At 61.7% G+C, this 1,030-nt stretch carries 1 protein-coding gene and 1 pseudogene; both read right to left on the bottom strand.

The genetic code is table 11. The features are described 5' to 3' along the window. A pseudogene (locus EBE87_RS28405) lies at positions 1–226 on the bottom strand (IS6 family transposase); the annotation flags it as partial. A gap of 405 nt (positions 227–631) precedes the next feature. Next, a partial coding sequence (locus tag EBE87_RS28400; RefSeq protein ID WP_120641247.1) for an ester cyclase occupies positions 632–1,030 on the bottom strand: 399 nt, incomplete at its 5' end.

Here is a 1,030-nt window from a genome sequence, read left to right as displayed (position 1 = left end):
TGTCGCCCGGCCTCGGCCGCCGCTTGCGTAGCCTTGCCGCGAACTCCGTGCCGAAGCGGAGGCACCAGCGCCTGATGCTCTCGGAGCTGACCACCACGCCCCGCTCGGCCAGAACAAGCTCGATATCGCGCAGGCTCAGGCTGAACAGGTGGTAGAGCCAGACGGCATGGTGGATGACCGCGGCCGGGAAGCGGTAGCCGAGGTAGGTGGCGGGCTCGGTTGACATCCGGCCAGCCTGGCTCAGCCCGCTCATTCCGGCTAGCGCTCAACGACGTGACAATGCCACGTCGACCGACACCCTCCCGGCTCGGTGGTCTGACTGCGGTCGGCGGAGTATCGCATTATCAGAACCTTCCCGGCGGAAGGGGTGGTCCTTTCGGTGGTTGGATTGAATGCCCTGGGAAGTCGGACCGTGGCCCGCGCAGCCAGAGCTGGAAGGGCGACCCGCTACCCTGCGATAGCGAACCCTGTTCTCGATGGAGTTGGAAGCTACACAGCTAGCGTCAAGTCGAGCGTGCACCGCCACACAACACGCACCTGCCTTTGTGGGTGCAGTAGGCTGATGCGATCGTCACATCGCTCAGCCTCGCACCGATGAGCGAGGTTTCGAGCGGACTAGCCTGCAGTGGTCCTATCCAGCACGAGCGAGCTGACGCTGGACCTCCAAGACGTCGATCGCATAGTTCTGCTCGTAGAACCTTCCGTCTCGTACCTTGTGGAAGGCGAATTCGCCGTATTCCACAGTCGCGCCAGTCGGCTCCAAGCCCAACCATTTCTTCTTGGGTGTGCCGATGTTGTAAAGGCGGGCGGCGACCGTGTCGCCGTCGATCGCCATATCGACCACGCGCCATTTGAAATCCGGGACTGCGTCGACGTGCCCCTTCAGCGATGCGATGACATCGGCGCGGGTAATGGTTTTGCCGTGCTGCGTGAGTTCGTCGTGAACGAACTCGGTCATCCGGTCCATATCATGGGTATTGAGCGCATCGATGTAGCGCATGAAGAATGCCTTCAGTTCGCTTTTCGACAT

The organism is Teichococcus wenyumeiae (assembly GCF_003696345.1).
Lineage (GTDB): Bacteria > Pseudomonadota > Alphaproteobacteria > Acetobacterales > Acetobacteraceae > Pseudoroseomonas > Pseudoroseomonas wenyumeiae.
Note: the sequence above shows the minus strand (reverse complement) of the source record. Positions and strands in the feature narration are given on the sequence as shown.